The following is a 7,034-nucleotide window of genomic DNA, read 5'->3' as shown; positions in this document are numbered from 1 at the left end:
TACGAACTTCATCAGGATGTCGCCGGCCACTTCCACGCCTGACTCATCGAGTTCGGCAGCGCATCGGCCGGTCACGAACTCGGTCAGATGTGTCAAGACCTTGCGGCGCAACCCGATTCGCCATACGCCGAACTGTGCGGGATCCGACCAGAATTGTGGGCTGCGCTCAATAGGCTGCGCGGATGGCGCTAACGACAGCGCACGCACCTCGCCCATTGAAACCCCTCTCGAAGGGTCGGGTCGCGACCAACCCGTACCGCCCAGACTCACCGGCTATACCCCCCAGATGACGAAGGCAAACACGTCCGCCCGGCAGATTAACTTCACAAGATTAAAGTTTAACTTACTGAACATCTGGCCCGCTCGCCAGAGATATCTCGCCTAGGGTGGGTTAATGACCGCAGCGCAGCGTGAACGAAGCGCACTGGTGACCACGTTTCGCCAGGTGGGGCCCGACGCACCGACGCTGTGCGCCGGTTGGAAAACCCGCGATCTGGCCGCTCATCTGGTCGTTCGGGAACGGCGTCTCGATGCGACGCCGGGTATCGCTTTACCTTTCTTCGCCGGCTACACCGAGAAGGTGCAGGACAAGGTTGCGCAATCGACCGGCTGGGATGACCTGGTCAACCTGGTGTCATCCGGTCCGCCGATGTACTCGCCGTTCAAGCTCCTCGATGCGGTCGCGAATCTCGGCGAGATGTTCATTCACCACGAGGACGTGCGCCGAGCCATCGACGGCTGGCAGCCCAGGGTGCTTGACGCATCGATCGCCAACCCGCTGCGGCGCCAGCTCGGGCTGATGAGCCGGATGATGCTGAGCAAGATGCCGGCGCAGGTCGAACTGCGGACACCCGCCGGCGAACGGATCGCCCGGGTGGGTCGCGGCGATGCCGTCACGGTGACCGGTGAACCGCAGGAGCTGTTGCTGTTCGTTGCGGGCCGCGATGCCGTGCGGATCGAATTCGACGGCGACGCTGCGGCGATCGCCGTCGTCCGGTCGGCACCCCGCGGCCTGTGATCAGCCACCGCACCAATCATCTCTAGCACGGGTCAATTGTCTCGGGGCTCGGCGCCTTAGCTGACCGAAGCCGCGTGAGCGGTTTCGATCGTCGTTCATCCGGTCACCGCGTTGACTGCTGCCAAAACTGAAGCGACAAGGCCGAGCGCCGCGAGGCCGCTCGCCAGCAATGATGGTGTGCGATTGTGCGGTAACGGCTCGCCGCACCGGATCGCTCGATCGACCTGGCGCCACCGCAACAGGCCAGCACCAGTTATCACAATGGCCAGTATTCCCAGCACCGTTGACAAGATGTACTGCATCCCGTGGACCGCTGATCCGGGGCCGAATTGCAGCAGGGCAACCGTCGCTGCCAGCAGTCCGAGCGCTGTGCGCTGCCAAGCGAGAAAGGTCCGCTCGTTGGCGAGGGTAAAGCGGTAGTCGGGCTCGTCGATGACTTGGCGGATCATATTTCTGATGCTGCGCCTCGCAACGCCATATCGGTATCCGGCTTGTTCTTGGGGGATCACAAAGCGAGCTTGTGGTTGGATAAACCATGGCACTGAGTTCTCGCATGCCCGAACTGTCCGCGCTCGAAGTCTTCCTGGCGGTGGCCAAAACAGCCAGCCTCGGGGCCGCCGGACGGGAACTTGGACTGACGCAGCAGGCAGTATCTGCCCGAATCACCTCTATCGAGGCCCAGACCGGTGTGCGGCTAGCGGTCCGCACCGTGCGGGGTACCCAGTTGACCCCCGCCGGCGTCGTTGCGGCGCAGTGGGCAAGCAGGTTGCTGGATGTCGCCCAGCAGGTCGATGCCGGGCTTGCTTCGCTTCGCACTGAGAGCCGCAGCAAGTTGAAAGTGGCTGCGAGCCTTACCGTCGCTGAACAGCTGATGCCGCTCTGGCTGGTGTCACTGCAAGCGACGGCGGCCCGAAGTGGCCGCAAGCCTCCCGAGGTCATTCTCACCACCACCAATAGCGAGCACGCGATATCGGCGGTGCGCGACGGCGCTGCAGACCTTGGATTCATCGAAAGCCCCGGTGCACTGTCGGGGTTGCGCAGCCGGGTCGTTGCGTACGACGAACTCATGGTGGTCGTGCCCGCCGACCACAAGTGGGTTCGGCGGTCGAAAGGCGTGAGTGCCGCCGAACTCGGCCGAACCCCGCTGGTCGCTCGGGAACCGGGATCGGGAACACGCGATTCGCTGACTGCTGCGTTGCGCAACGCCCTGGGCGGCGACTTCGCACAAGCGAGTCCGGCGCTGGAATTGTCGTCCGCGGCAGCGGTGCGCGCTGCGGTCCTGGCCGGTGCGGGCCCTGCGGTGATAAGTAGGCTGGCGGTGACCGACGATCTGGCCGTGGGACGCCTCCGCGCCGTGCAAGTGCCGGATCTGAACCTGCGACGTGCCCTTCGGGCGATCTGGGTGGGTGGACGAACGCCGCCGGCTGGCGCGATCCGAGACCTATTGAGTCACATCGGCAGCCCCAGCCCGGCGTAGGTTCTCCACTGCTATGTGCGGTAGCGCAGCCATAGCGGCAATGCAGTGTCGAGTCGCTGCATGAACTTGGCCAGTCCCACCCGGTACTGGCCTGCTCCCAGCGGGTCAATCCAGTACTCAGGGAACGCAATACCGGCCCCGAATAGCCCAGGAGCCAGAATACCGTTGGTCGGGTCGTATTCCAGTGATCCCCATTGGGGAGTCAGTGGAAGATGTCTGCGTTCGAATCCGACGGTGTAGACGATGTGATCACACATCTCAAGGGTCTTCTCGAATTCCGGATCACCAACCGAGCACCTCTCAAGCCGTCGCGGGCACGTTCCATCGATGTTCTCGCGCGCCCAGTCGGCGGCTTGACCCTTAAGCCCGGTATCGTCGAACAGCGTCCAATTGTCAAAGCAGACAGCGTACTTCAGCGGGCTGCGATAGAAGTTGATCACCTTTTTCACCGGGATGTTCAGCAGATTCGGCAGAGCGATCATCGTCGAGTGTGAAGAGCCGAACACGGCGACCGTGGCGCCATCCAGAGGCAGCTTCGCAAGCTTCGCAGGATCAAGCGCGGTCTCGATCGGAATCTCGTCAAGTTCCTCGTAGGAAAGCTTCTTGGGAACCGAGCCGACTGCAAGGATCACATTCTTCGACGTGATCGTCTCGTGTTGCGTGGTTATGGTCCACTGCCTATTGGCTAGGACCAGTTCTGTCGCGAACGCGCGAAAAGCTCTCACCCGTTGGCAAAGATGCTGCGAGATCCACACCAGCGGTTCGGCTACGACGCCGAGCAGGCATGTCTGGTCGGGATCGAAATTGTTCAACTCAAACGCTGGCGCTTGTCCAAAGCGAAACGACGGCGAGGCGGTCAAGTAGTCGACAAATAACTCGACGCGGGTGTTGCTCGGGACAGCTCGCCATTTGGTGCCGAAATCTCCCGCGCCGAATTCTGGGTCGATCCAGGCGATTTGCTCGCCCATGATCCCGTGGTCAAGCAACCGCCCCACGGCCGCGATGCCTGCCGGCCCTGCTCCGATCACGGTCCAGCTGTACTGAGTCATTTTCTGCCCTTCCGGTATGCGTGTCTCGGCGTTTTTGTTGCGCTTACGCGGGCGAAGAACGCGATTGTCGAGTGCTGGTCTCGATAGTTCGCCCGGGAGACACCACGCGGTAGGGACGCTGTCCTTGCCAGCTCACAAACTTGGATTGTGGCTTTCGGGGAGGTAAGAAACGGATCCTGGTGGGCGCCGATGCGTGGGTGATCAGCGGCCGAGCAGGTGCCGCAGGGTCTGCTCGAGGTCAGGGCCGCGGAATCGGTGATCTGCCTGCTGCAACCGCGTCGGCAGCACCCGTTGGTTGGCGCACGCGAGTTCCCGCGCACCCTGCTCGCCGAGCAGCACCCGCGGCCCCAACGCCGGTACCGGCAACAACGCGGGACGATGCAGCACGTGGGCCAGTGTCCGGGTGTAGTCGACGTTGCGGGCCGGTTCGGGAGCAACCGCATTGACCGGTCCGGACAAGTCGGTGTCCCACAGCCCGCGGTGATAGACGTCGACCAGATCGTCGATCCCGATCCAGGACAGCCACTGTTGGCCGCTGCCGAGTCGGCCGCCGAGCCCGGCGGCGAACAGCGGCCGGAACAGCCGAAGTGTCCCACCGGCGGGGGACTGCACGATTCCGGTACGCACCCGCACCACCCGCGTCCCGGCCTGCTCGGCCGGGGCCGTCGCGATTTCCCAGTCCGCGACCACATCGGCCAGAAATCCGTCACCGCGTTCGCTGTCCTCGGTCAGCGTCTCCTCGCCCCGGTCGTACCCGTAATAGCCGATGGCCGACGCGCTGATCAGCACCTTGGGCCCGTCGCTCGATTGGGCGATCAGCTCAGCCAACCGGCGCGTCGGGCCGATCCGGCTGTCCCGGATCGCGGCGCGGTGTTGATCGGTGAACCGGCCGGCGATCGACTCGCCGGCGAGGTGGATGACGGCGTCCACGCCGGCCAGCAGACCCGGATCGGGGCTTTCTGGATTCCATTGGCGTTCATCAGTTTTGGTAGCCGGGTGCCGGACCAGCCGGATCACCCGGTGGCCGCCGGTGGACAGGAAGGCGGCCAACTGCGAGCCGACCAGCCCGGAGGCGCCGGTGATGGCGACGGTGATCGGGGTCAACCCATGGTCGGCCGCCTGCCGGTGCACGGCGAGGTCGTCGGCCAACTGGCGGTGCCGGTAACGGAACATCGGCCGCAACGCGACAGCGGGAACCGGCGTCGCGACGCGGTCGGTCAGCCGGGTCCGATCGCCGCTGACCTCTTCGAAGTCATGGGTGTGCCGCCACCGCACCGCCAGCTTGGCCGGCAGCGACGCCGGCCCGTTGGTGCCGATGGTGTCGACGAAGCGCCGGGGCGGGTCGTAGGAATCGGGTTGATGATCGGCCACCCAGCGCAGGCCGCCCGGCAGGCCGAGTTCCGCGCGTCCGTTCTCCAGTGAGTCAGCCTCGGCGATCAACCGCATCGGCTGCCACGGCGGCGTGAGCCGGGTAAACGCCCCGGGCCGGGCATGCCAGTCGAACACCTGGTAGATCGGTGCGTCGATCACGCTCGAATACACAAGTCCCATTGGGCCGACGGTACCTGCGCATTAGACGGCCCCGGTTATCTACCGATCCGGCAGCGCGTGCTCGACGATGGGCAGCCGCGGCAGCGGCTGGCGTTCGCGGCGCTTGGCCGCCAGGTACACCTGCGCCGTCTGGTCGGCCACCGTGTGCCAGTCGAAATCCGCGGTCAGTCGTTGCCGTGCGGCCTTGGCCCGGCGTTGTGCGGCCGCCGGATCGTCGAGCACTGCAATGACCGCCTTGGCCAGCCGAGCCACATCGCGCGGCGGACACGACATCCCGGTCTGGCCGTTGATCACTGCCTCGCCCAGGCCGCCGATGTTCGACGTCACCAGTGGCGTGCCCGCGGCCGCGGCTTCCAGCGCCGCCAGCCCGAACGGTTCGTAATGGCTGGGCAGCACGGCGGCGTCGGCGCGATGCAGGGCGGCCAGCAGATCGCCATGATCGAGTCGCCCGACGAAGTGAGTTGCCTTGAGTACCCGATGTTTACGAGCCTGCTCGACGAGCCAGTCCTGTTGGGTGCCTTCACCGGCGATGGTCAGGGTGGTGCCGGGGTAGGCCCGCCGGATGCGTTTCAGTGCGGCGATCGCCTCATGTACGCCCTTCTCGTATTCCAGCCGGCCGACATATAACAGCTCGGGTGGTCCGGTGCGGGGCCTGCGGCGCGCGAACGGCCATCGCGCCGCTTCGATTCCGTTGCGGATCACCGTGGTCTCGGCCAGGCCGGGGCCGAACAGCTCGGTGATCTCCTCGCTCATCGACGCCGAACAGGTGATCAGCGAATCGGATTCGCGCACCAGCCACGACTCAACCGCATGCACCTGTCTGCTCAGCGCTCCCGACACCCAGCCCGAATGCCGGCCGGCCTCGGTCGCGTGAATCGTGGAAACCATTGGCACGTCGTAGAACTCGGCCAGCGCGATTGCCGGATGGGCAACCAGCCAGTCATGCGCGTGCACCACGTCGGGTTGCCATGCGCGGTCGCGGCGCCGGTCTTTCAGCGACAATCCGGCGCGAACCATGGCGTGGCCCATGGCCAGTGTCCACGCCATCATGTCGCTGCCGAAGGAGAACTCATGCGGGTCCTGCGCGGCGGCGACGACCCGGACGTGTTCGTTGATCTCATCCGACGACGGGTGGGTGCTCGGGTCGGTACCCGTCGGGCGCCGCGACAACACGACGACGTCGTGGCCGGCGGCGGCGAGCGCGGTCGACAGGTGATGGACGTGCCGGCCGAGTCCGCCGATCACCACCGGCGGGTACTCCCACGACACCATCAGGATTTTCATCGCGGCAGCCTCCGTGCATCCAGCGCACCGAACAGGCCGTCGGCCCGGTTCCAGCCGTCGGCCAGGCGCTGTGCGGCTTCGCGGCGGCCCGACGCCAGCGCACCTGCGATCTCGCGGGTGGCATGGGCGTGCAGGTGCGCCCGGTAGCGGGCGTAGTCGGCCGCGGAGTCCTTGCTCACCATGAACGGCCAATCGCTGGAGACGGTGAGCAGGGTCTCGCGCAGGATCTGGTCGGCGATGTGGTCGCGGGGGATCGGCCCGTCCAGCGTCGCGGTCTGGGCCAGCGCCTTGTCGACGGTGGACAGCGCGGTGTCGACGACCTCGGCGTTCAGCTGCACCAGGTCGGCCACCTTGTCACCGGCCCACACTTGCCAGTCCTTGCCGGAACCCCAAGAGCTGGGCGGTAATTCAACGGCGTCTCCGACCAGGCCCGCGCTGACGGCGTCGCCTAGCGTGCCGACCCGCACACCGGCCTCCGGCAGTGCCCGCAGCACCCGTTCCAGCCACACCGGGCCCTCGTACCACCAGTGGCCGAACAATTCGGTGTCGAATGCGGCGACCACGTGGGCGGGTCGCCCGATGCGCTCGGATTCGGACAGGAGCCGGCTGCGGGCCATCTCGACGAAATCTGCGACGTGGCTGTCGATTGCGCGAT

7 protein-coding genes and 1 pseudogene are annotated in these 7,034 nt (G+C 65.6%); 2 read left to right on the top strand and 6 right to left on the bottom strand.

What is annotated here, in order from left to right:
• Window positions 1-216, bottom strand: a pseudogene (locus tag VGH54_RS12385) (hypothetical protein); the annotation flags it as partial.
• 178 nt (window positions 217-394) lie between these two features.
• On the opposite strand from VGH54_RS12385, the gene VGH54_RS12380 reads away from it, so the two are divergent.
• Complete coding sequence (locus tag VGH54_RS12380; RefSeq protein WP_331512292.1) at window positions 395-1,018, top strand: TIGR03085 family metal-binding protein; 624 nt, start codon at window positions 395-397, stop codon at window positions 1,016-1,018.
• Window positions 1,019-1,113: 95 nt separating this feature from the next.
• Here VGH54_RS12380 and VGH54_RS12375 read toward each other — a convergent pair whose 3' ends face one another.
• Complete coding sequence (locus VGH54_RS12375) at window positions 1,114-1,467, bottom strand: YidH family protein (protein ID WP_331512291.1); 354 nt, start codon at window positions 1,465-1,467, stop codon at window positions 1,114-1,116.
• Between the two features lie 86 nt (window positions 1,468-1,553).
• Between VGH54_RS12375 and VGH54_RS12370 the strand changes: the two genes are divergently transcribed.
• Window positions 1,554-2,495 (top strand): LysR family transcriptional regulator, encoded by a 942-nt coding sequence (locus tag VGH54_RS12370; protein ID WP_331512290.1) that lies wholly within the window; start codon window positions 1,554-1,556, stop codon window positions 2,493-2,495.
• Window positions 2,496-2,506: 11 nt separating this feature from the next.
• Here VGH54_RS12370 and VGH54_RS12365 read toward each other — a convergent pair whose 3' ends face one another.
• The 4 genes from VGH54_RS12365 to VGH54_RS12350 all read right to left on the bottom strand — a co-directional run.
• Window positions 2,507-3,544: a pyridine nucleotide-disulfide oxidoreductase gene (locus VGH54_RS12365; RefSeq protein WP_331512289.1), complete on the bottom strand. Its 1,038-nt coding sequence runs from the start codon at window positions 3,542-3,544 to the stop codon at window positions 2,507-2,509.
• A 201-nt stretch (window positions 3,545-3,745) separates the two neighbouring features.
• A complete protein-coding gene (locus VGH54_RS12360) occupies window positions 3,746-5,095 on the bottom strand; it encodes a TIGR01777 family oxidoreductase (RefSeq protein ID WP_331512287.1) in 1,350 nt (449 codons plus the stop codon).
• A gap of 39 nt (window positions 5,096-5,134) precedes the next feature.
• Window positions 5,135-6,379 (bottom strand): glycosyltransferase family 4 protein, encoded by a 1,245-nt coding sequence (locus VGH54_RS12355; RefSeq protein ID WP_331512286.1) that lies wholly within the window; start codon window positions 6,377-6,379, stop codon window positions 5,135-5,137.
• Window positions 6,376-7,034, bottom strand: a 659-nt coding sequence (locus tag VGH54_RS12350) for a 1,4-alpha-glucan branching protein domain-containing protein (protein WP_331512285.1), incomplete at its 5' end; no start/stop codon positions are given. The genes VGH54_RS12355 and VGH54_RS12350, both read right to left, overlap by 4 nt.

It is taken from the genome of Mycobacterium sp., from assembly GCF_036488105.1.
In the GTDB taxonomy this organism is placed as follows: domain Bacteria; phylum Actinomycetota; class Actinomycetes; order Mycobacteriales; family Mycobacteriaceae; genus Mycobacterium.
This window is presented reverse-complemented; position numbering and strand designations above follow the sequence as displayed.

Excerpts from the sequence above, each read along its gene's own strand:
- VGH54_RS12365 (WP_331512289.1), bottom strand. The coding sequence starts at position 3,544 with ATGACTCAGTACAGCTGGACCGTGATCGGAGCAGGGCCGGCAGGCATC.
- VGH54_RS12380 (WP_331512292.1), top strand. The coding sequence starts at position 395 with ATGACCGCAGCGCAGCGTGAACGAAGCGCACTGGTGACCACGTTTCGC.
- VGH54_RS12375 (WP_331512291.1), bottom strand. The coding sequence starts at position 1,467 with ATGATCCGCCAAGTCATCGACGAGCCCGACTACCGCTTTACCCTCGCC.
- VGH54_RS12370 (WP_331512290.1), top strand. The coding sequence starts at position 1,554 with ATGGCACTGAGTTCTCGCATGCCCGAACTGTCCGCGCTCGAAGTCTTC.
- VGH54_RS12360 (WP_331512287.1), bottom strand. The coding sequence starts at position 5,095 with ATGGGACTTGTGTATTCGAGCGTGATCGACGCACCGATCTACCAGGTG.
- VGH54_RS12355 (WP_331512286.1), bottom strand. The coding sequence starts at position 6,379 with ATGAAAATCCTGATGGTGTCGTGGGAGTACCCGCCGGTGGTGATCGGC.